19 protein-coding genes are annotated in these 22089 nt (G+C 70.2%); 3 read left to right on the forward strand and 16 right to left on the reverse strand.

The genetic code is table 11. The features are described 5' to 3' along the window. Nucleotides 1-3: 3 nt before the first annotated feature. Nucleotides 4-564 (reverse strand): ribosome biogenesis factor YjgA, encoded by a 561-nt coding sequence (gene yjgA / locus C9I47_RS06025; protein ID WP_111265943.1) that lies wholly within the window; start codon nucleotides 562-564, stop codon nucleotides 4-6. 117 nt (nucleotides 565-681) lie between these two features. Here yjgA and pmbA point away from each other — a divergent pair, with 117 nt between their 5' ends. Next, the gene (gene pmbA / locus C9I47_RS06030; RefSeq protein ID WP_111265944.1) at nucleotides 682-2070 is read left to right on the forward strand and encodes a metalloprotease PmbA; all 1389 of its coding nucleotides are present in this window, start codon (nucleotides 682-684) and stop codon (nucleotides 2068-2070) included. A gap of 129 nt (nucleotides 2071-2199) precedes the next feature. Then, nucleotides 2200-2640, forward strand: coding sequence for a DUF4870 domain-containing protein (locus C9I47_RS06035; protein WP_111265945.1), 441 nt, complete (start codon nucleotides 2200-2202; stop codon nucleotides 2638-2640). An 81-nt stretch (nucleotides 2641-2721) separates the two neighbouring features. Here the strand turns inward: C9I47_RS06035 and C9I47_RS06040 are convergent, their stop codons facing one another. From C9I47_RS06040 to tilS, 3 genes are all read right to left on the reverse strand, one after another. Next, nucleotides 2722-3603: a polyprenyl synthetase family protein gene (locus C9I47_RS06040; protein WP_111265946.1), complete on the reverse strand. Its 882-nt coding sequence runs from the start codon at nucleotides 3601-3603 to the stop codon at nucleotides 2722-2724. Beyond that, complete coding sequence (locus C9I47_RS06045) at nucleotides 3596-3868, reverse strand: exodeoxyribonuclease VII small subunit (RefSeq protein WP_111265947.1); 273 nt, start codon at nucleotides 3866-3868, stop codon at nucleotides 3596-3598. The genes C9I47_RS06040 and C9I47_RS06045 overlap by 8 nt, the downstream gene beginning before the upstream one ends. Nucleotides 3869-4110: 242 nt before the next feature. Then, a complete protein-coding gene (tilS, locus tag C9I47_RS06050) occupies nucleotides 4111-5427 on the reverse strand; it encodes a tRNA lysidine(34) synthetase TilS (protein ID WP_111265948.1) in 1317 nt (438 codons plus the stop codon). 83 nt (nucleotides 5428-5510) lie between these two features. Between tilS and lepB the strand changes: the two genes are divergently transcribed. Continuing rightward, the gene (gene lepB, locus C9I47_RS06055) at nucleotides 5511-6080 is read left to right on the forward strand and encodes a signal peptidase I (protein WP_190238621.1); all 570 of its coding nucleotides are present in this window, start codon (nucleotides 5511-5513) and stop codon (nucleotides 6078-6080) included. A 59-nt stretch (nucleotides 6081-6139) separates the two neighbouring features. On the opposite strand, the gene C9I47_RS06060 is transcribed toward lepB, so the two are convergent. The 12 genes from C9I47_RS06060 to C9I47_RS06115 all read right to left on the reverse strand — a co-directional run bounded on the left by C9I47_RS06060 (nucleotide 6140) and on the right by C9I47_RS06115 (nucleotide 22089). Next, on the reverse strand, nucleotides 6140-7099 hold the full coding sequence (locus tag C9I47_RS06060) for an acetyl-CoA carboxylase carboxyltransferase subunit alpha (RefSeq protein WP_111265950.1): 960 nt from the start codon (nucleotides 7097-7099) through the stop codon (nucleotides 6140-6142). A gap of 153 nt (nucleotides 7100-7252) precedes the next feature. Further along, entirely contained in the window at nucleotides 7253-7861 is a 609-nt protein-coding gene (locus C9I47_RS06065; protein WP_111265951.1) for a MarC family protein, read from the reverse strand. A gap of 46 nt (nucleotides 7862-7907) precedes the next feature. Then, a complete protein-coding gene (dnaE, locus tag C9I47_RS06070; RefSeq protein WP_111265952.1) occupies nucleotides 7908-11429 on the reverse strand; it encodes a DNA polymerase III subunit alpha in 3522 nt (1173 codons plus the stop codon). A 137-nt stretch (nucleotides 11430-11566) separates the two neighbouring features. Next, nucleotides 11567-12196 carry a YkvA family protein gene (locus C9I47_RS06075; RefSeq protein WP_111265953.1) on the reverse strand — a complete coding sequence of 210 codons (630 nt, stop codon included), beginning with the start codon at nucleotides 12194-12196 and terminating at the stop codon, nucleotides 11567-11569. Between the two features lie 222 nt (nucleotides 12197-12418). Then, complete coding sequence (gene rnhB, locus C9I47_RS06080; RefSeq protein ID WP_111267993.1) at nucleotides 12419-13054, reverse strand: ribonuclease HII; 636 nt, start codon at nucleotides 13052-13054, stop codon at nucleotides 12419-12421. Then, on the reverse strand, nucleotides 13047-14309 hold the full coding sequence (gene lpxB / locus C9I47_RS06085) for a lipid-A-disaccharide synthase (RefSeq protein ID WP_111265954.1): 1263 nt from the start codon (nucleotides 14307-14309) through the stop codon (nucleotides 13047-13049). Before lpxB ends, rnhB begins: the two co-directional genes overlap by 8 nt. 101 nt (nucleotides 14310-14410) lie before the next feature. After that, nucleotides 14411-15193: an acyl-ACP--UDP-N-acetylglucosamine O-acyltransferase gene (gene lpxA / locus C9I47_RS06090; protein ID WP_111265955.1), complete on the reverse strand. Its 783-nt coding sequence runs from the start codon at nucleotides 15191-15193 to the stop codon at nucleotides 14411-14413. A gap of 2 nt (nucleotides 15194-15195) precedes the next feature. Next, on the reverse strand, nucleotides 15196-15651 hold the full coding sequence (gene fabZ, locus C9I47_RS06095) for a 3-hydroxyacyl-ACP dehydratase FabZ (protein ID WP_111265956.1): 456 nt from the start codon (nucleotides 15649-15651) through the stop codon (nucleotides 15196-15198). A 69-nt stretch (nucleotides 15652-15720) separates the two neighbouring features. Beyond that, complete coding sequence (gene lpxD, locus C9I47_RS06100) at nucleotides 15721-16734, reverse strand: UDP-3-O-(3-hydroxymyristoyl)glucosamine N-acyltransferase (protein ID WP_111265957.1); 1014 nt, start codon at nucleotides 16732-16734, stop codon at nucleotides 15721-15723. Between the two features lie 52 nt (nucleotides 16735-16786). Further along, on the reverse strand, nucleotides 16787-19309 hold the full coding sequence (gene bamA / locus C9I47_RS06105) for an outer membrane protein assembly factor BamA (protein ID WP_111267994.1): 2523 nt from the start codon (nucleotides 19307-19309) through the stop codon (nucleotides 16787-16789). Nucleotides 19310-19430: 121 nt separating this feature from the next. Continuing rightward, a complete protein-coding gene (rseP, locus tag C9I47_RS06110) occupies nucleotides 19431-20816 on the reverse strand; it encodes an RIP metalloprotease RseP (protein ID WP_111267995.1) in 1386 nt (461 codons plus the stop codon). Nucleotides 20817-20904: 88 nt separating this feature from the next. Then, entirely contained in the window at nucleotides 20905-22089 is a 1185-nt protein-coding gene (locus C9I47_RS06115) for a 1-deoxy-D-xylulose-5-phosphate reductoisomerase (protein ID WP_111265958.1), read from the reverse strand.

Consider the following 22089-nt stretch of genomic DNA (forward strand, 5'->3'; position numbering starts at 1 on the left):
CGTTCAGCCGTGGTCGTCGTCGGCGCTGCCCGCGTTGTCGTCGGCGTTGCCGGCGATGGCCTCGCGGACCTCGCGGAACAGCTCGCGGAACGCGCGCGGCGGCTTGTTGCGCTTGCGTTCCTCCAGGGTGTTGCGGACCAGCTGGCGCAGGTGCTGGCGGTCGGCAGCCGGGAACGCGTCGATGAATTCGGCCAGCGCGGCGTCGCCGTCCTCGAGCAGGCGCTCGCGCCAGGACTCGGCGCGGTGCATCGCGGCGACCTCGCGACGCGCGGCCTCGCCGCTCTCGTCCATCGCGTCGCGGACCGCGTCCAGGACCTCCTCGTCCTCGCGGCGCATCTGCTTGGCCAGGAACGCGAGCTGGCGCTTGCGGGCGATGTGCGAAGTGATGCGGCGGGTCTCGCGGATGTGCGGCAGCAGCGATTCCGGCAGCGGCAGGCGTTCGAGCTGGGCGTCGGTCAGCTCCGACAGCCTGCGGCCCAGTTCGAGCACGTCCAGCGCCTCGCGGCGTCGCTGGCTGCGGCTGGGGCTGAGGTATTCGCCGGTGTCGTCGTCGGTTCCACGCATGTTCGTTCTTCTCTACCGCCCGTCGCACCGGCTTGCGCCGGCGTCGGGCCGATGTTTCCAATGAAGGGTCGTACCCGGAGCCGGCTGGCGCCGGGCCCAGAACAGAAAGGATAAGGCATTGGCCACCACCCCCCGAGCATTCCCGTCCACGACGACAGTCAGGCCCGCCTGGACGCGCTGGAGGCGCTGTCCCTGAAACTGCTCGAGCGCTGTCGCGGGCAGGGCGCGAGCCAGGCCGAAGTGTCCTGCAGCGAGGAGACCGGACTCAACGTCAGCGTGCGGATGGGCGAGGTCGAGACGGTCGAGGCCTCGCGCGACCGCGGCATCGCGGTGACCGTCTACTTCGGCCAGCGCAAGGGCAGCGCGAGCACCGCCGACCTGCGCGAGGACAGCCTGGCGGCGACGGTCGAGCAGGCCTGCTCGATCGCCCGCCACACCGAGGACGACGCCGCGGCCGGCCTCGCCGATGCCGAGTTGATGGCGACGCCGCAGGCCGACGGCGGCTGGCGCGACCTGGACGACTGGCATCCATGGGAGGTCGAACACGATCCGCAACGGGCGATCGCGCTGGCGCTGACCGCCGAGCAGGCCGGGCGCGACTTCGACGCCAGGATCGAGAACTCCGACGGCAGCTCGCTCGGTACCGGCACCAGCCTCGGCGTCTACGCGAACTCGCATGGCTTCATCGGTCGCGAGCGCGGCAGCCAGCACAGCATCGGCAGCGCCTTCATCGCCGGGCGTGGCGATGCGATGCAGCGCGACGGCTGGTACAGCATCGCGCTGGCCGCCGACGACCTGGAGCAGGCCGCGGCGATCGGCCGCCGTGGCGCCGAGCGCACGGTGTCGCGCCTGGCCCCGCGCAAGCTCGCCACCGGCCGCTATCCGGTGCTGTTCTCCGCCGAGATGGCGCGTTCGCTGGTCGGACACCTGCTCGGGGCTGTCTCCGGCACCGCCCTGTACCGTCGCGCCAGCTTCCTGCTCGACAGCGCGGGTACCCGGTTGTTTCCGGAGTGGTTCGCGATCGAGGAACAGCCGTTCCTGCGCCGCGGTTTCCGCTCGGCCAACTTCGACGCCGAGGGCGTGGCCACGCGCGAGTCGGCGCTGGTCTTCGATGGCGTGCTGCAGCGCTACATCCTCGGCAGCTACTCGGCACGCAGGCTCGGCCTGAAGACCACCGCCAACGCCGGCGGCGTGCACAACCTGCAGGTCGCGGCCAACGCCGGCGGCTTCGAGGACCTGTTGCGCGGCATGGGCCGCGGCCTGCTGGTCACCGAGCTGATGGGGCAGGGCGTCAACAGCATCACCGGCGATTACTCGCGCGGCGCGGCCGGATTCTGGGTCGAGAACGGCGAGATCGCCCATCCGGTCGACGGCATCACCGTCGCCGGCAATCTGAAGGACATGTTCCGCGCGATCGAGGCGGTCGGCAGCGATGTCGACCCGCGTTCGCACGTGCGCACCGGCTCGATCCTGATCGGCGCGATGACCGTCGCCGGCGAGGGTTGAGCGAGGATCGAGGCGACGACGGCGCCTCCGGGCGGAGGCCGCCATGGCTTCCGGCAGTTGACGGGCAGGAGCGATCAGCCGACAGTGAGAGGTCTGAAACCTTCGTCCGAACCTTCAGGGAGATCCACGATGAGCGGTACCCAAGACCCGAACGAGCCGTCCCAGACGCCGCCCCCGCACAACGAGCCGCCGGCGTCTCCGCCGCCGCAGCAGGCCGCGCCCGAATCGGCCTCGACCGATGCGGCCGGCAGCGACGACCGCAACCTGGCGATGCTGACCCATCTCTCGGGGCTGCTCTTCAGCGTGGTGATGCCGCTGGTCGTGTGGCTGATCAACAAGGACAACTCCGCCAAGGCCTATCTCAACGAGCAGGCCAAGGAAGCGTTGAACTTCCAGATCACCATCATGATCGCGTTCGTCGTCTCCTTCATCCTGACCTTCGTCATCATCGGCGCGCTGCTGATGCCGCTGGTGGGGCTGGCGAACCTGATCCTGTGCATCGTCGCGGCGGTGAAGACGGCGAACGGAGAAAACTTCCGCTATCCGTTCACCCTTCGCCTGATCAGCTGAGTCCGATCGGTCGATCGCGCGTCCCGCGCGGCATCACGACAACGCCGGCCCAGTGCCGGCGTTGTTCGTTTACAGCGATCGCTAGCGGTCGCGTTCGATGGCGAGGCGGCCCAATGCGCCCAGCGCCGAGGCGCTCTCGCCGAAATCCGACAGGGCCGCGTCCATCGTCGTGGCGAGGTCGGACAGCAGGCAGCGCGAGGCGACCATGCCGATCAGCGCGGGGAAGGTCGCCTTGGCCTGCGCCAGGTCCTTGCCCGCGGTCTTGCCGAGCGTGGTGCTGTCGCTCTCGATGTCGAGGATGTCGTCGCGGACCTGGAACGCCAGCCCCATCGCATCGGCGAAGCGGTCGAGGGCCTCGGTCTGCTCCCGGTCGGCACCGCCGCACAGCGCGCCCATCCGCACCGCCGCGCGGATCAGCGCTCCGGTCTTGAGCGCATGCAATCGCTTCAGGGCCTGCACCGACATTGCGTGGCCGTTGCCGGTCGCATCCAGGTCCAGCGCCTGTCCGCCGCACATGCCGGCCGCGCCGGAGGCGCCGGCCAGCACCCGGAACAGTGCGACCCGGGTCGCATCCGGCACCGGGGCGTCGGCGAGCAGCTCGTAGGCGCGCGTCTGCAGGGCGTCGCCGGCGAGCACCGCGGTCGCCTCGTCGAAGGCGACATGCACGGTCGGCTGACCGCGGCGCAGCGCATCGTCGTCCATGCACGGCAGATCGTCGTGGACCAGCGAATAGGCGTGGATCAGTTCGATCGCGGCGGCCGGCGCATCCAGGGTCTCGGGGGCGGCACCGCACAGCTCGCCGCTGGCGTAGACCAGCATCGGCCGCATCCGCTTGCCGCCGAGCAGGACCGCGTGACGCATCGCCGCATGAAGCCTGCGTGGCGCAGCGTCGGGGTCGGGCAGGCAGCGGGCCAGCGCCGCGTCCGCGCGCGCGCGCCAGCGCGCGAAATCGCGCTCAGACATCGTCGGGGCGGGGGGCGTCGGCGGCGTCGAATGGTCGCCCGCCGGCAGGGTCCTGGGGATCGCTGAGCAGACGCACGCGCAGCTCGGCCTGTTCGAGCGCGGCCTGGCACTTGCGATACAGGCCGACGCCGCGTTCGTAGGCGGCGAGCGAGTCTTCCAGACTCATCTCGCCTTGCTCCATCTTCTCGACCAATTGTTCGAGCGCGTCCAGCGACTGCTCGAAATCGGCGACCGGCGAGGCTTCGGTGGCGGGTTTCTTGGCCATGGGAGAAGTCTATCGCCTTGGTCGCCGCTTTTGTGGGCGCGTGGGGCGATCGTGGACGTGGCGCAAGCCGCGATAGCACTTTCATGGGAAGGCCCAATCGCGGCTCAGGCCGTGCCTACGGGATTCCGTGCAGGTGGTCCGGACGGCCTCGTCGGCAGCGGGAATGGCAACGATTTTCGTAGGAGCGACGCAAGCCGCGATGGAGCGTTCGCGGGGCGACCCGATCGCGACTCTCGTCGCGCCTACAGTGGCTCGGGCGATTCCCGCGCAGGCGGACCGTCGTGCCACACCAGCCGCGCCTGCCGGGCGCGCAGCCAGTCGTCGAAGGCCGCCGAGTAGACCAGGTCGCCGGCGGCCAGCAGCTGGTTGGAGCCGTCCTCGAGCAGCGGCAGCCGCTCGCGCACCCAGGGTGGCACTTCGAGGTCCTGCAGCACCTGCTTGAGCGCATGGTGGTGACCGCGGCCTGGCAGGACGATGCGCTCGCCGCCGCGGCGGGCGCGCACCCGGCACGGCGCCGGCAGGGCCTCGGTGCCTTCCAGACACAGGGTGCCGCCGCCGGGCAAGGTCAGCGGCCGACGGCCGTCCCATCCCAGGTCGAGGTCGTCGGGCAGGGCGGAGCGTTCGCGGTCGGCATGCAGCAGGCCGCGCCAGCGGCGGATGCGGGCGCCGGCCCAGCGGAAGCCCGCCTGGGTGTCGCTGCTGGCCGCAAGCAGTTCGCCGTCGATGCGGGCGATGCCGCTGGCCGGCAGCGGCGGCAGCGACAGCGCCGCGGTCCAGCGGCGCAGGACGCGGTGGCGACGCGCTGTCGGCAGGGCCAGCAGGGCGGCGACACCGAGGCAGTGCGGGTCGGCGGTGCCGGCCCCGGCCAGCGCCTGCGCGTCGTCGCGTTCGAGCAGGGTCGCGGATTCGGCGCTGAGCGCGGCGCTGCGGGCCAGCGCGGCGTCGGCGTGCGGCCAGCGTTCGCGCAGCGCCGGCAGCACACGGCGGCGCAGGAAGTTGCGGTCCAGCGAGGTGTCCGCGTTGCTGGGGTCCTCGATCCAGCGCAGGGCGTGTGTCCTGGCGTGTCCCAGCAGGGCCGCGCGCGGCGTCTCCAGCAGCGGTCGCCACAGCCAGCCCCGGCCGCATCGCCGCCAGGCGCGCATCGCCGCCAGGCCGTCGGTGCCGGAGGCGCGCAGCGCGCGCAGCAGGAAGGTCTCGGCCTGGTCGTCGCGATGATGACCGGTGACCAGCACCTCGTCCGTTCCCAGCGCCGCCTCGAACGCGGCGTGGCGGGCGTGGCGCGCCGCCGCCTCCAGGCCGAGCCCGGCATCGCGCGCGACCTCGACACGGACCACGGTCAGCGGGACCGCCAACGCGTCGCAGAAACGCCGGCAGTGCCGTGCCCAGTCGTCGGCATCCGGGTGCAGACCGTGATGGACGTGGATCGCGCGCAGGCCGTCGCTGCGCCGGCGCGGCTCGCCGGCCAGCAGATGCAGCAGCACGGTCGAGTCCAGTCCGCCGCTATAGGCCACCAGCAGTGGCGCGGGCGAGGGGGCGTCGGGCGGCAGGTCGGACAGCATGGATCAAGTCTAATTGGTGGCCGATGCGATCCGCGCCGCATGTACCATCGGAGTCGGTTCCAGGGCGTGTGGCGGGGTGGGCGATGAGCGAAGGCAGGACCGAGGCGTGGCGTCGCTGGCTGGTCAGGGGCTTGCTGTCGCTGGCGGTGCTGCTGCCGGCCGCGGCGATCGGCATGTACCTGCTCAACCCGCTGGGGGCGAACTCCATTGACCCGCGCCAGCGCATCCTCGGCCATGCGCCCTATCGCATGTCCTCGATGGGAATGTCGCCGACGCTGGAGTCCGGCCAGATCGTGATCGTGCGCGCTGGCGCCTACCGCGCCCGCGGCCCCGAGCGTGGCGACGTCGTCTTGTTCGCCCATCCCGAGTATGGCGAACATTGGCTGCAGCGCGTGATCGGCCTGCCCGGCGAGACCGTGTCGATCGAGGACTGCGTGCTGATGATCGACGGGCGCGCGCTGGGCGAGGACTACGTGGCGCCCGGTCGTGCGGTCGAGGACTACTCCTGCCGGATGGCGCCGCTACCGGTGCCGCAGGGCCAGTACCTGCTGATGGGCGACAACCGCGACAACAGCATGGACGGCCGCATGATGGGGCCGATAGCCGAGGACACCCTCGTTGGCAGGGTGGTGAGGGTCCTGCACGCGGAATAGAGGTCCGCGTCCGGGCTCCCCGCGCGAGCGGTGGAGCCCCGGCCGTCATGCGCTGTCGATCAGGCGTTGTCGTAGGCGCCGTAGGCGCGCAGGCGGCGGTAGCGACGATCCAGCAGTTCGTCCGCCGGCATCTGTTCCAGCGCGTCGAGCTCGTTGAGCAGCACCGCCTTGAGGCGGGTCGCCATCTGCTTCGGATTGCGGTGGGCACCGCCGATCGGCTCGCGCACGACCTTGTCGACCAGGCCCAGGCCATGCAGGCGCTTGGCGGTCAGGCCCAACTGCTCGGCGGCGTCCTTGGCCTTGGCCGCGTCCTTCCACAGGATCGAGGCGCAGCCTTCCGGCGAGATCACCGAGTAGGTGCTGTATTCCAGCATCAGGGTGCGGTCGCCGACCCCGATCGCCAGCGCGCCGCCGGAGCCGCCCTCGCCGATCACGGTGCAGAGGATGGGCGTGCGCAGCTCGCTCATCTCCAGCAGGTTGCGCGCGATCGCCTCGGACTGGCCGCGCTCCTCGGCGCCGATGCCGGGATAGGCGCCCGGGGTGTCGATGAAGGTGACCAGCGGCAGCTTGAAGCGTTCGGCCAGCTTCATCAGCCGCAGCGCCTTGCGGTAACCCTCCGGTCGCGGCATGCCGAAGTTGCGCCTGACCTTGGACTTGGTGTCGCGCCCCTTCTCGTGGCCGATGATCACCACGCTGCGGCCGTCGATCCGGCCGAGGCCGCCGACGATGGCGGCGTCGTCCTTGAACGCACGGTCGCCGGCCAGTTCCTGGAACTCGTCGCAGATCACCCGGATGTAGTCCATCGTGTACGGCCGCGCCGGATGACGGGCCAGCTGCGAGACCTGCCACGGGCTGAGGTCGCGGAAGATCTGCGCGGTCCGCTGGCGCAGCTTGTCCTGCAGCGCATGCACCTCGGCATCCACATCCACCGCCGGTCCATGGCTGGCGTGGCGCAGTTCCTGGATCTTGGCTTCCAGGTCGGCGATCGGCTGCTCGAAGTCGAGGTAGTTCGGATTCATGCGTCGGCAGATAGTGGGCGGTGGGCCGCCGGGAAAGGGCACAGTCTAGCCGACCCCCGGGGTCCGTACCGAGCCGTCTGGTACGGATCTTGCACGCTGGTCGCGTATCGGGTAGGGCCCGGGCCCGGTGGCTGGCGCGCGGACGCGGCCCGCTCAGAGGCCAAAATAGTCCTTGATTCCGCCCAGCACGCTGGCGGTCGCGACCGATGCCAGGATCAGGCCCATCACCCGGCTAATGATGCTCGCGCCGCTGTTGCCGATGAAGCGGTGCAGGCGCGTGGCCAGCAGCATGCACACCAGCACCACCGCCAGGACCGCCAGCATGGTCAGCGTGGTCTGCGCCTGCTGCCAGATGTTGAAGCGGTCGTTCTCGGTCAGCAGCACCGCCGCCAGCATCGCGCCGGGGCTGGCGATCGATGGCACCGCGAGCGGGAACACCGCGGTCTCGTGGCCGCATTCGGCCATCTTCACCTCCTGCTCGGGCTTGCTCTCGCCGAAGATCATCGACAGCGCGAACAGGAACAGGACGATCCCGCCGGCGATCTGGAACGCCGACAGCGGGATGTCGACCGCGGTCAGGATCAGTTCCCCCGCGACCACGAAGAAGATCAGGATCGCGGCCGAGATCAGGGTCGCGCGTCTGGCGATCCGGCGGCGGGTGCGTTCGTCGTACTGACGGGTGACCGCGATGAAGACCGGAATCGTCCCGATCGGGTCGATCACCGCGAAGAAGAAGATGAAGGTGGCGACGAAGTCGATCATGCGACCCTCATCTTAAGTGAGCCCGCGGACAACGGGCGTGACGGCGTCAGCTCCAGGGCCGCGCCAGCGCCAGCTTGACCGCCTTGACTCCCGGCACGGCGCGCAGGGTGGTGACCAGGTCGGCGTCGACGCGGACCGAATGGCTGCCGTTGAGATCGAGCATGCCGGCGGCGCCGGGGCGCAGCAGGTCCAGCCGGATCGGGGTCTTGCCCGGACGGTGCCGTTCCAGCAGCGCATCGACCTGTTGCCAGATGCCGGGCACGCGCAGATCCAGCCGCAGCGACAGGCGGCGGGCATGGTTCGCGCAGACGGCGGCGTAATCCCAGCAGCGCTGCGCCTTGAGCGCGAAACCGCCGCTGAAGGTGTCCTCGCGCAGACCGCCCTGCACGATCAGCAGGCGGTCGCGGCTGAACAGCGCGGCGTACTCGGCGTAGGTCTCGGCGAAGAACGCGCACTCCAGGCGGCCACGGCCGTCCTCGATCTGCACGAACATCTGGCTGTCGCCCTTCTTGCGCATCGCCACCACCTGGCCGGCGACCACGCTTTCGACTTCCGGGCGCCAACCGCTGCGGGCCGATTCCGGACGCGACTCCCAGATTTTTTCCAGATCGCCCAGGTCGTGGCCGAGCAGGCCGCGCAACTCGTCCCGGTAGGGGTCGAACGGGTGACCGCTGAGGTAGTGGCCAAGGGTCTCGCGTTCGCCGTTGAGCAGTTGCGTGAGCGGCCATTCGGCGACCTCGGGCAGGTCGATGTGCAACTCGGCGACCGGCGACTCGCCGCCGCCGAACAACGACACCTGGCCGGCGGCGCGTTCGCGGGCAAGCTGCTCGGTGGCCTTGAGCACTTCCGGCAGCTGCAGCATCAGGCTGGCGCGGTTGCAACCCAGCGCGTCGAGCGCGCCGGCCTGGGTCAACGCCTCCAGCGCGCGGCGGTTGAGCTTGGTGCCGTCGACCCGTTTGCAGAAATCCAGCAGGTCCTTGAACGGGCCGGAGCGGCGCGCCTCGACGATCGCCTCGCAGACGCCGCGGCCCACGCCCTTCACCGCGCCCAGGCCGTAGCGGATCGTGCCCGGCGCCACCGCCTCGAACATGTACTCCGAGTGCCCCACGTCCGGCGGCAGCACCTCCAGCTCCATCACCCGGCATTCGTCGAGGAAGCCGGTGACCTTGTCGGTGTTGTCCATGTCCGAGGACAGCACCGCGGCCATGAACTCGGCGGGGTAGTGCACCTTCAGCCATGCGGTCTGGTAGGCGACCAGCGCGTAGGCGGCCGAGTGCGACTTGTTGAAGCCGTACTCGGCGAACTTCTCCATCAGGTCGAAGATCGGCGTGGCCTGGCTCGCCGCGATGCCGCGCTCGGCGCAGCCGGTCTCGAACTTGGCGCGCTCCTTCGCCATCTCCTCGGGCTTCTTCTTGCCCATCGCGCGACGCAGCATGTCGGCGCCGCCCAGCGTGTAGCCAGCCAGCACCTGGGCGATCTGCATCACCTGTTCCTGGTAGACGATGACGCCGTAGGTCGGGGACAGCACCGGCTCCAGCAGCGGGTGCGGATAGCTGACCTCGGTGCGGCCGTGCTTGCGGTCCACCCATTCCTTGTCCATCCCCGAGCCCAGCGGGCCGGGGCGGAACAGTGCCGCCAGAGCGATGATGTCCTCGAAGGTGTCCGGCATCGCGCGCTTGAGCAGCTCGCGCATGCCGCGGGATTCGAACTGGAACACCGCGACCGTGTCGCCGCGCGCGAACAACTCGTAGCTGGGCTTGTCGTCCAGCGGCAGCGCGGTGATGTCCAGCAGTGGCTGGCCATCCTTCGCCAGGCGCGCGTTGATCGCCTTCACCGCCCAGTCGATGATGGTCAGCGTGCGCAGGCCGAGGAAGTCGAACTTGACCAGGCCGACCGCCTCGACATCGTCCTTGTCGAACTGGGTGACCGGGTTCCTGCCGCGCCCCTCGCCGTCGTGTTCGGCGTACAGCGGGCAGAAGTCGCTCAGCGGACTGGGCGCGATCACCACGCCGCCGGCGTGCTTGCCGGCGTTGCGGGTCAGGTCCTCCAGGCTGCGCGCCAGGTCGATCAGGTCGCGCACCTCCTCGTCGCTGTTGTAGCGCTCGATCAGGTCGGGCGAGGCCAGCCCCTCGCTGGCGCGGGACTTCTCGGTCTCGCCCATGGCGTCGTCGAGGCTGATACCGAGCGTGTTCGGGATCAGCTTGGCGATGCCGTCGACCAGGCCGTAGGGATGGCCGAGCACGCGGCCGGAGTCGCGCACCACCGCCTTCGCCGCCATCGTGCCGTAGGTGATGATCTGGCTGACCCGGTCGCGACCGTACTTGCGCGCGACGTAGTCGATGACCTCGTCGCGGCGGTCCATGCAGAAGTCGATGTCGAAGTCGGGCATCGACACGCGTTCGGGGTTGAGGAAGCGCTCGAACAGCAGGTCGTAGGGCAGCGGATCGAGATCGGTGATCCCCAGCGCCCACGCCACCAGCGAACCCGCGCCCGAGCCACGGCCGGGGCCGACCGGGATGTCGTGCTGTTTGCCCCAGTTGATGAAGTCCGCGACGATCAGGAAGTAGCCGGGGAACCCCATCTTGATGATGACGTCGAGCTCGGTCTCCAGGCGGTCGTCGTAGTCCTGGCGGGTCTTGCCCTCGGCCAGCGGCGCCTTTTCCAAGCGCGTGGACAGGCCCTCGCGCGCTTCGTTGCGCAGCCACGACTCGATGGTGTGCTCGGAAGGCACCGGGAACGCCGGCAACGCGTACTCGCCCAGCTTCATCTCGACGTTGCAGCGCGTGGCCAGCGCCAGCGCGTTGTCGATCGCGTCGGGCACGTCGGCGAACAGTTCGAGCATCTGTCCGGTCGACTTCAGATACTGTTCGGGGCTGTAGTCCTTCGGTCGCCTGGGGTCGTCGAGCACGCGGCCGGAGGCGATGCAGACGCGGGCCTCGTGGGCGTCGAAACCCTCGCGGTCGAGGAAGCGCACGTCGTTGCTGGCGACCACCGGCAGGCCGCGCTTGGCCGAGGCGTGCAGGGCGAAGGCATTGAACGCCTCTTCGCCGTCGCGGCCGGCGCGGGTCAGCTCGATGTGCAGGCGCTCGCCGAACGCGCCCTGCCAGTCGGCCAGCCAGGCCTCGGCGTGATCGTGCTTGTTGGCGACGGTGAGCTTGCCGGCCAGGCTGTGGCGGCCGGCCAGCACGAACAGGCCGGCGTTGTCCTCGCGCAGCCATTCCGGGCGCATCGCCACGCTGTCGGCGCGGTGCCCTTCCATCCACACCCGGGTCAGCAGCCGCGACAGGGTCAGGTAGCCTTCGCGGTCGCGGCACAGCAGGGTCAGTCGCGAGGTCGCCTCGTTGCCGTCGGCCAGGCCGATGTCGGCGCCGATGATCGGCTTGATGCCCGCGCCCTCGGCCTTCTTGTAGAACTTGACCGCGGCGAACACGTTGTCGATGTCGGTGATCGCGACGGCCGGCTGATCCAGCTCGACGCTACGCTTGACCAGCTCCCCGATGCGGACGGTGGAGTCGGCCAGCGAGTATTCGCTGTGCAGGTGGAGGTGGACGAATCGGGATGCGGGCATTGGGGGTCGGAAGCGACCGTCTTGCAGGCATGCAGGTTAGCAGTCCCCCGGGCAGGCACAAGGCTTGACGGCGCGGCGATGGCCACTCCCCGCCCGGGACGGTCGCCCGCCGCCCCGGGTATCGCCGCGCGATCGGGTCAAACCACGCGCAGAGGGCTGTCCTCGGAGGCCCGGGTGTCGACGTAGTGCCCGGCGCTCACGCGGGCGTTGTGGCGCAGTTGCTCCAGTTCGGCGAGGCGGTCGCGGAACCAGGCCTGGCGACGTGCCTGGGCATCGCCGCCGGGGTGTTCGCGGGTCCGATATTCGCAGAAGTCCCGGTATTGCTCGACCTCGGCCTCCAGCGTCGGCCATGCCAGCTCCAGCATCAGTGCGTCGTCGAGCATTCCCAGCGCCGGAGTGCCGTCCGGAATCAGGTCGTCGTCGCGATCCATGTAGGCGATCAGCCGGCCGACCCGGGCACGGGTGCCGGCGTCGGTATCCCAGTCGGGATCGGCCAGCATCGCGCGGATCAGCTCGATCCGTTCGAGACGGTCGGCCAGCAGCTGGCGGGCGCGTTCGGGCGGCAGCGCGGCCAGCCATTCGGCGACCGCCTGCAGGCGCGGAATGTCGACCCGCAGGGCATCGGGATTGATCTCGTGCAGCAGCGCGTCGAAGCTCGCCACCGCGGCGGGCTGCCAGGCCATCACCGCATCGCGTGCGTCCGGTGGCAGCGCATCGGCGCCGAACGGCATCGGTGGGCTGGGCGGGTTGATCAGGGCGCGGCGCATCGCACACCTCCGTCGCCGGCGGTGCGGATGGTTCCGGGGGGCGGCGGGCCGGCGTGTGCGCCGCGTCCCTGGGGCCGGGCCTGGGCGGCAACCGGCGGGCATCTGTTGGGATGCGTCGATAGGATCGGGCGTTTAAAGCCTAGCGCCCAGTGGGAAAAGGCACCGTGACGGCTGGCCCGTTACGATCGGCTCCCACCCGTTCAGCCGACGCCGGCGCTCGCCTCAGCGCGAAGCTTCCAGGCTCCGGCGTACCGGGGCGAAGCTGCGCCGGTGCGCCGGGCAGGGGCCGTGCGCGAGCAGCGCGGCGAGGTGAACCGGCGTCGGGTAGCCCTTGTGGGCGTCGAAGCCGTACTGCGGCCACTGCCGGTGGAGGGCGATCATCGCGCGGTCGCGGGCGACCTTGGCCAGGATCGAGGCGGCCATGATCGCCGGTTCGATGGCGTCGCCGCCGACCACCGCCTCGCCGGCGCAGCCCAGGCCGGGCGGCACCAGGTTGCCGTCGATGCGGGCCAGCCGCGGCGACGGGTCGAGGCCGGCAACCGCCCGCCGCATGCCTTCCAGGGTTGCCTGCAGGATGTTCAGCGTATCGATCTCGGCCGGCTCGACGAATTCGATCCGCCAGGCCAGCGCATGCCGCTGGATCAATGGAAACAACGCCTCGCGGCGCTTGCCGCTGAGCTTCTTCGAGTCGTTCAGTCCGGCGATGGGGTGGGCCGGGTCGAGGATCACCGCGGCCACCGCGACCGGTCCGGCCAGCGGACCGCGCCCGGCCTCGTCGACACCCGCGACATGTGGCTCCGCCGCTTCGGGTATGAACAGGTCGCCGCAGTGCGCGGCGTGGGCGGCACGCTCACCCATGCGCGCGGATGTCGGTCGCGGCGCCATCGGCGCCGTTCAGCAGCCCGGCGATCGCCGTCGCCGCCTGGATCGAGGCATCGCAGCGCAACTGCCGATGGATCGCGGCGAAGCGCGGCTCCAGCGCGGCGACCGCGGCCGGATCGCGCAGCCAGGCCAGCACCGCGTCGGCAAGCGTGTCCGCGCGGCAGTCGTCCTGCATCAGCTCGGGCACGAGGCGCTCGCCGGCCAGCACGTTGGGCAGCGCGTAGCGGTCGACCTTGAGCAGGCCCAGGCCCTTGACGATGCGGTAGGTCAGCGGCGCGACCTTGTAGCCCACCACCATCGGTCGCTTGGCCAGCATCGCTTCCAGGGTCGCGGTGCCGGAGGCCAGCAGCACCACGTCGCTGGCGATCATCGCGGTGCGCGCGCGGCCATCGGTCACGCGGATGTCGGGCAGGCCGGCGGCGGCCAGCAGCGGCTCGATCGCGGCGCGACAGGCGGCGTTGGCGGCCGGCACGACCACCTGCAGCCCCGGCGCCGCGGCGGCGACCCGGGCCGCCGCCTCGATGAAGGTCCGTCCCAGCCGCTCGATCTCGCCGAGCCGGGAGCCGGGCAGTACCGCCAGCACCGGGCGCTGCGGGTCCAGGCCGAGCCGGTCGCGCGCGGCCGCGCGATCGGGCTGCAGCGGCATCTCGTCGGCGAGCGGGTGGCCGACGAAGCGGGCGTCGACCCGGTGGCGGGCGTAGATCGGCGGTTCCATCGGGAACAGGCACAGCACCCGGTCGGCCGAGCGCCCGATCTTGGCCGCGCGTTTCTCGCGCCAGGCCCACACCGACGGACTGACGTAGTGGACGGTGCGCGGGCCACCGTCCTCGCGGCGGCGCTGCTTGAGCCAGCGTTCGACGCCGAGATTGAAGTCGGGTGCGTCGATGCCGACGAACACGTCCGGCTGCCACGCCTGCAGCCGGCGGCGCAGCCCGCGTCGCAACCGCAACAGCCGCGGCAGGTGGCGCAGCACCTCCGACAGCCCCATCACCGCCAGTTCGCCGGCATCGTGCCAGGCGTCGAAACCGGCCGCGCGCATGCGGTCGCCGCCGATGCCGGCGAACTCGGCGTCGGGGTAGCGCTGTCTGAGGGCTTCGATCAGGCCGGCGCCGAGCAGGTCGCCGGAGGCCTCGCCGGCGACGAGTGCGATGCGGAGGGGGGCGGGCCGGGGAGTGCGTGCTGGGGACAAGGCGGACGGATCGGCTTGGCGGGTGCCGGCATGATAGAACAGCCGCGACCACGGACCCGTCCATGTCAGCGGCGCATGCCGCGATCAGGCCTTCCGATGAATCCCTCGCGGCGTACCCCGCTCCTGCGGAGGCGTGCGGAGCCTCAGCGCAGCAGCGGCCGCTCGGCGCTGTCGATGAAGTCCAGCAACGCGCGCACGTCCGCGCTCTCGCCCGCCATCTCGGTCAACTTCGCGCGCGCCTCGTCCAGCGACGACCCGGCCACGTACAGCGCGCGGTAGGCGCGCTTGATCGCGCCGATCCGCGCGCTGTCGAAGCCGCGCCGCTTGAGCCCTTCGCTGTTGATGCCGCGCGGGCGGCCGTAGCCGTCCTGGGCGACCATCACGAACGGCGGCACGTCGCCGTTGACGAAGGCGCCCATGCCGATGAAGGCGTGGGCGCCGATCCGGCAGAACTGATGCACGCCGGCGAAGCCGCTGAGGATCACGTGATCGCCGACGGTGACGTGGCCGGCGAGGGTGGCGTTGTTGGAGAACACGCAGTGGTCGCCGACCACGCAGTCGTGGGCGACATGGGTGTAGGCGAGCAGCCAGTTGTCGCTGCCGATCCGGGTCACGCCGCCGCCGCTGCCGGTGCCGCGGTTGAGGGTCACGAACTCGCGGAAGGTGTTGCGGTCGCCGATGATCAGCTCGACCTGCTCGCCGGCGAACTTCTTGTCCTGCGGCTCGCCGCCGACCGCGCAGTGGCCGACGAAGCGGTTTCCGCTGCCGATCGTGGTCGGCCCCATCACCGAGCAGTGGGGGCCGAACCGGCAACCGTCGCCGACAGTCACGCCGTCGCCGATGTAGCAGAACGGGCCGACGTGCACGTCCGCGCCCAGGCGTGCGCCAGGCTCGACGACGGCGGTGGGGTGGATGGTCGCCTGCATCGTCAGGCTGCGACCTCGGCGCACACGATGTCCGCGCAGGCGGTCTGTTCGCCGTCGACGCGGGCGATGCCGCTGTAGATGGCCATGTTGCGGATGGTGCGCTTGAGCACGACCTCCAGCTCCAGCCGGTCGCCGGGCACCACCATCCGCGAGAACCGGGCGTTGTCGATCTTGACCAGGTAGAACAGGCGGTCGTCGGCGCTGCCGCCGCTGGCCAGCTGGGTCAGCAGGCCGCCGGCCTGGGCCAGCGCCTCGACCACCAGCACGCCGGGCATCACCGGGTGGCCGGGGAAGTGGCCGTTGAAGAAGGGCTCGTTGACCGTGACGTTCTTGTAGGCGAGTACGCGCTTGTTCGGTTCCAGTTCGACCACCCGGTCGACCAGCAGGAACGGGTAGCGGTGCGGCAGCACGGCCTGGATCGCGGTTACGTCAATCGGCAACTTCACGGTCGAACTCATCGTGTTTCCTTGCAGGTACGTCCCGGCGCGGCTGTCCGGACGAGCGGGACGAACCGGCCGGAGGGGACGCTACGGTTCCGCACGCGGGACGCGGCGGGCGAGCGCATCGAGTTGCTTGAAGCGGGCGGCGTTCCTGCGCCAACTGCGATTGTCCATCAACGGGGTGCCGGACGAGTACTCGCCCGGCTCGCGGATCGAGCTGGTGACCAGACTCATCGCGGTGATCACCACGCGGTCGCAGACTTCCAGGTGGCCGAGCACGCCGGCGGCGCCGCCGATCAGGCAGTAACGGCCGATTTTCGCGCTGCCGGCGACCGCCGAGCAACCCGCCATGGCCGTATGGGCACCGATAGTCACGTTGTGTCCAATCTGGATCTGGTTGTCGAGGCGGACGTCCTCGCCGAGCACGGTGTCCTCGATCGCGCCACGGTCGATGGTGGTGTTGGCGCCGATCTCGCAGTCGTCGCCGATCACCACGCCGCCGAGCTGGGGCACGTTCAGCCAGTGGCCGTTGTCCATCGCCAGGCCGAAGCCGTCGGCGCCGAGCACGGCGCCGGGGTGGATGCGCACGCGATGACCGAGGCGGACCCGGGTGACCAGGGTGACCCGGGCGATCAGCTCGCTGCCGGCGCCGACCACGCAGTCCTCGCCGATCACGCAGCCCGGGCCGACCACCGCGCCGGCTTCGACACGGCTGCGCGCACCGATGCTGACGAAGGCGCCGATGTGGGCGTCGGCGGCGACCTCGGCGGTGGCGTCGATGGCGGCCGAGGGGTGGACGCCCGGCGGTCGCTCGGGGCGGGGCTCGAACAGGGCGGCGATACGGGCGAAGGCGGCATACGGGTCGGCCGCGATCAGGGCGGTGCCGGCGAAGCCTTCGGCATCGGCCTCGCGCATCACCACCACGCCGGCGCCGCTGTCGGCGAGTTGGCCGCGGTACTTGGGGTTGGCCAGGAAGGCCAGCTGCGAGGCGCCGGCGGCGGCCAGCGTGCCGACGCTCTCGACCGCGACCGAGCCATCGCCGTGCACGCCAAGGCCGAAGCGCTCGGCCAGGGCGGCGGCGGTGTACGACGGCATATTCATCCCGGGAGCCTCCATCGTGGTCCCGCCGCGTAGCGGACGCGGCGGGAGGCGATCAGAACGCGCCGCCGAAGGTGAACTGCAGGCGCTCGAGCTCGTCGTCGTCGTCCTTCTTGATCGGATACGCGTAGCTGATCGAGATCGGGCCCATCGGCGAGCGCCACAGCAGGGCCACGCCGGTGGAGGCGCGCAGCTCGCCGGCATCGAAGGCATCGACGTCCTTGAACACGTTGCCGAAGTCGACGAAGGCCGAGACGCGCGCGGCCGGGCTGTCGAACAGGGTCGGGAAGATCGCCTCGATCGAGCCGACCGTCTTGACCGAGCCGCCGACCGGCTGCCGGTAGCTGCTGCCCTCGAACGGCGCCTCGCGCGGGCCCAGGGTGTTGTCGCGGAAGCCGCGCACCGAGCGCACGCCGCCGGCGTAGAAGTTCTCGAAGAACGGCAGGCCGTCGGCGGTGACCGTCTTCACGAAGTCGGTCGAATCGGTTTCGCAGGGGTCGGAAGGGTCCGGGCCCGGCTCATAGGTGTCGACCTTGCCGTCGCCGTCGGTGTCCACGTACGAGCCCGGGGTGAAGCAGATGTTGCGCGAGACCGCATCGCCGTAGTTGTCGCCGTAGCCGAGCTCGGCGCGGGTGTTGATCACCAGCCAGCGCGACAGCGGCCAGTACTTGGAGATGTTGTAGTTGATCTTGTAGTACTCGACCGTCGAGCCGGGCAGGGTCGCCTCCAGCCACAACCGTTGCGAGGTGCCGCGGGTCGGGGTCAGCGCGTTGTTGAGGGTGTTGCGCGACCAGCCGATCTCGCCGCGCCAGGCGTGGAAGGTGCGCTGGCCGATCGCGTCGATGTAGTCGACGATCGACTCCGGGGTCTGGCCGCGGAAGGTGAAGATCTGGTTGCTGTCGATGCCGAACAGGCCGGTGATCGAGCCGGTCTCGGTGATCGGAATGCCGAACACCGCCTGCGCCGCGGCGTTGGTGCTGGAGTACTGGGCGGTATTGAAGTTGCCGTAGTCGTACTCGCGCCACCACAGGTTGTAGCCCAGCGACATGCCGCTGTCGGTGAAGTACGGATTGACGTAGGAGAAGTCGTAGCGCTGCAGGTAGTCGCTGCGCTGCGCCTGCAGCGACATCCGGTTGCCGGTGCCGAGGAAGTTGTTCTGCGAGACCTGCACCTGGGTGCTCAGGCCGCTGAGCTGCGAGTAGCCCAGGCCGAACACGAAGCTGCCGGAGGTGGTTTCCTTGAGGCTGTAGACCACGTCGACCTGGTCGTCGCTGCCCGGCACCGGCTGGGTGTCGACATTGACCTCCTCGAAGAATCCCAGGCCCTGCAGGCGGATCTTGGAACGGTCGATCGCCGCCTGCGAATACCAGGAGCCCTCGAACTGGCGCATCTCGCGGCGCAGGACCTCGTCGCCGGTGCGGGTGTTGCCCTTGAAGACGATCTGGCGCACGTTCACGCGCGGCCCCGGGACGACCTGCAGATTGACGCCGACGGTCTTGTTCTCGCGGTCGATGTCGGGAATCGTGTTGACCTGCGCGAAGGCGTAGCCGACGTTGCCGAGGGTGGCGGTGATCGCGTCGGAGCTGACCTCCAGCAAGCGGCGGGAGAAGGTCTGCTCGGGCTTGACCAGGACCAGCCGTTGGATCTGTTCCTTCGGCAGCACGGTGTCGCCGGTGATCTCGACGCTGGAGACGGTGTACTTGTCGCCCTCGGTGACGCCGGCGGTGATGTACATGTCCTGACGGTCGGCGCTGATCGAGACCTGCGGCGAGTCGATGCTGAAGTCGACGTAGCCGCGGTCCAGATACCAGGAGTTGAGCTTCTCGAGGTCGCCGGAGAACTTCTCGCGCGAGTACTGGTCGTCGCGACGGTACCAGCTCAGCCAGTTGCTCTCGCGCGACTCCCAGGTCTCCAGGATGTCCTTCTGCTCGAAGCTGTCGTTGCCGATCAGGTTGACGTGGCGGATCTTGGCGGCCTTGCCTTCCTTGACCTCGATGGTCAGGTCGACGCGGTTGCGGTCCAGCGTGGTCACCGCCGGCTTGATCTCGACGTTGTACTTGCCGCGGTTGTTGTACTGGCGGGTCAACTCCTGGGTCACCCGGTCCAGCGCCAGCCGGTCGAAGGTATTGCCCTCCGACAGGCCGATCTCGTTGAGGCCCTTCATCAGGTCCTCGGTCTGGATGTCCTTGTTGCCGGTCAGGGTCAGCTTGTTGATCGCCGGACGTTCGCGCACGGTGACCACCAGGATGTCGCCCTGGCGGGACAGGGTGATGTCCTCGAAGAAGCCGGTCCGGTAGAGCGCGCGGATCGCCTCGCCGGCCTGGGCCTGGTCCATCACGTCGCCGCGCTCGACCGGCAGGTAGGTGAACACCGTGCCCGCGGCGATGCGCTGCAGACCGTCGACGCGGATGTCGCTGACGGTGAAGCCACTGGGGGCGGCCGGGAAGGAGGCGGCAGGATCGAACGGGCTCGGCAGGGACGGTGCCGTCGTCTGTGCCATCGCGGGCAGGGCCATTGCCGGGTACAGCGCGGTCGACAGGGCAAGGGCGAGCAGGCGGCGGGTCGGGGTTCGCGTCATCATCACGTCCGGTTGGTGGTTCGGCTACACGGCGCCCGGCACACAGGTGCCGGGTGCGATGCATAACGCCCGCAGCGCGGGCGTCGGGAGGTCAGGGTGCCGGCATCGGCGTACCAGGTGTTCATGGGACCAGGTTGTTCACGATGTCGTTGTAGAACGCCAGACCCATCAGCCCGGCGATCAATGCGAGGCCGACGTATTGCCCGGCGGCCATGACGCGCTCACTCACCGGGCTGCCCTTGACCAGCTCGATAAGGTAATACAGCAAGTGACCGCCGTCCAAGATCGGGATCGGCAGCAGGTTCAAGATGCCCAGGCTCAGCGACAGCATGGCCAGGATCGACAGGTACCAGGCCAGGCCCTGGCCGGCGAAGGCATTGGCGGCGCGGGCGATGGTGATCGGGCCGGCGACGGTGTTCTCGATCGAGACCCGCCCGGTGAACGCCCGCCCGATCATCGCGAACAGTTCGCCGGCCTGGTGGCCGGCCTCGGCGAAGGCCGCCGGGACCGCCTGCAGCGGGCCGTAGCGCAGCAGGGCGTCCTTGGGCGCGCGTCCGCCGTTGGGCGAGATCACGCCCAGCGCCCAGAACTGGCGGCCGTCCTCGCTGCGGGTCAACCGCGGCTGGATTTCCAGCGCCAGGCGCTCATCGTCGCGCTCGACCTCGATCATCGCGGTGCCGCCGCGCTCGCCCAGCTTCTGGACCTCCGGGCCGATGTCGCTCCAGCTGTGGATCGGGACGCCGTCGATGGCGGTGATCAGGTCGCCCTCGGCGAGCACGCCCCAGGCGGCGCCCTCCGGCTGGACCTGCCCGACCAGCGCCGGGGGCTGCTGGTGGCGCGGCAACAGGCCGATCACGCCGACCGCATTGCGCTCGTCGAAATCCTCCGGCAGGCGGTCCAGGGGCAGGTCGACGCTGCGCTCGCGGCCTTCGCTGTCGGCGACCCGCAGGGTCACGTCGGCACGGTCCAGCGCCGCCGGTACCAGCGCCATCTGCACCTCGCTCCAGGTCGGAGTCGCGCGATCGCCGACCGCCAGGACCGTGTCCCCCGGTTGCAGGCCGGCCTCGGCGGCGATCCGCTCGCTTTGGCCGACCACCGGCGCGTAGTCGGGACGCCCTATGACGAACATGGCCCACAACAGCGCCACACACAGGGCCAGATTGGCGACTGGGCCGGCGGCGACGATCGCGATCCGCTTCCAGACCGGCTTGCGGTTGAACGACTGTTCCAGCTCCTGTTCGCTGAGCGTGCCATGGCCGGATGGAGACTCTGGGAGCTGGTTCTCGTCGAGCATCTTCACGTAGCCGCCGAGCGGGATCGCCGCGATCACGTACTCGGTGCCGTCGCGGCCGCGCCGCATCCACAGCGGCTTGCCGAAGCCGATCGAGAAGCGCAGCACCTTGACCCCGCAGCGGCGGGCGACCCAGAAATGGCCGTACTCGTGGATCGACACCAGCACGCCCAGGCTGACGATCAGCCACCAGGCCGAACCGAGGAACTCAGCCATGGCGGTCATCCTGGTGTTGCGGGCGGGCGGGGACGGTCATCGGGAACGGGTCGGTATCGAAGCGGGGACGGTATCGGAGCGGGTGGGGTCAGGCGAAACGGGCGATGGCGGCTTCGGCGTGGCGACGGGCCTGACGGTCGGCCTCGGCCAGCACGTCGAGGGTACCGGCTGCGGCGGCGGGGTGGGCCGCCAGGGTGTCCTCGACCAGGGCGGGTATCGACAGGAAACCCACCTGGCGCTGAAGAAAGGCTGAAACTGCGACCTCGTTGGCAGCATTCAGGGTCGCCGGAGCGGTGCCGCCGGCGGCCAGGGCGTCGAACGCCAGCCGCAGGCAGGGGAAGGCCTCCAGGTCCGGCGCCTCGAAATCGAGCCGTCCGCCCTGGGCCAGCAGGTCGAGGCCGGACACTCCGGACTCGATCCGCTCCGGCCATCCAAGGCCCACCGCCAGCGCCGTGCGCATGTCCGGAAGGCCCAGCTGGGCGAGGGTCGAACCGTCGACGAACTCGACCAGGGAGTGGACCAGGCTCTGCGGATGCACCAGCACGTCGATGCGCTCGCCGGGCGTGTCGAACAGGTGATGCGCCTCGATCACCTCCAGCCCCTTGTTCATCAGGGTCGCGGAGTCGACCGAGATCTTCGGGCCCATCGACCATTTGGGGTGGGCGACGGCCTGTTCGGGGGTGACCGCGGCCAGCGAGGCGCGGTCGCGGCCGCGGAACGGGCCGCCGGACGCGGTCAGCACGATCCGGCGCAGGCCGCCGTGGGCATGGGCGTCGGGCAGGCACTGGAAGATCGCGTTGTGCTCGCTGTCGATCGGCACGATGCTGGCGCCGCCCTCGTGGGCCGCGCGCATCAGCAGCTCGCCGGCCAGTACCAGCGATTCCTTGTTGGCCAGCAGCAGGCGCTTGCCGGCGCGGGCCGCGGCCAGGGTCGAGGGCAGGCCGGCGGCGCCGACGATCGCCGCGACCACGGTGTCGCAGGCGTCGCCGGCGACCAGCGCGTCGAGCTCGCTGCCCGGGTGGGCCCGGGTGTCCAGACCGGCCGCGCGCAGGCCGTCGCGCAGTGCCGGGAACGCGGCGGCGTCGCCGATCACCGCGTGGCGCGGGCGATGGCGCCGGCACAGCGCGATCAGCGCTTCGACGTTGCGCCCGGCCGCCAGCACGCTGGCGCGCAGGCGGTCGGGATGGCGCGCGATCACGTCCAGCGCCGACCCGCCGATCGAGCCGGTGGCGCCGAGTACGGCGACTTCGCGGATGTCCGGTGCGGTCGACAT

Origin of the sequence: Marilutibacter maris (assembly GCF_003233695.1) — a bacterium.
GTDB lineage: Bacteria > Pseudomonadota > Gammaproteobacteria > Xanthomonadales > Xanthomonadaceae > Marilutibacter > Marilutibacter maris.